The organism is Adlercreutzia equolifaciens, from assembly GCF_029076695.1.
Lineage (GTDB): Bacteria > Actinomycetota > Coriobacteriia > Coriobacteriales > Eggerthellaceae > Adlercreutzia > Adlercreutzia equolifaciens_A.
In genome coordinates, this window is record NZ_JARFIK010000567.1 from 1 (window position 1) to 291 (window position 291).

1 protein-coding gene is annotated in these 291 nt (G+C 44.3%); it reads right to left on the reverse strand.

What is annotated here, in order from left to right; translation table 11 throughout:
- A partial coding sequence (locus tag PZH32_RS13620) for a hypothetical protein (protein WP_275208793.1) occupies positions 1-291 on the reverse strand: 291 nt, incomplete at both ends.

Here is a 291-nt window from a genome sequence, read left to right on the forward strand (position 1 = left end):
GAAGAGATGTGTTCTCGGAATATACATTCAGGTTCCGCTGTACCTTTCCCCAAATACGCCATTCAGCCTCACGCTCATCCCAATCTGTTTCTACAATCTGAAATTGATTCTGAAACATAATGATATTGCTTTTCTCCGGCAAAATGTCTTTAAGCCCCGGATAGAGCAGCCAGGAATGACACAGATACGGCATCTCTTTTCCCCAGAAAGCCATTCCCTGAATAATGGATTCCCTCACACTCTCCAGTGTGAGCTTTTCGCCCTGTGGAATATGAATACTGATGATCGGAT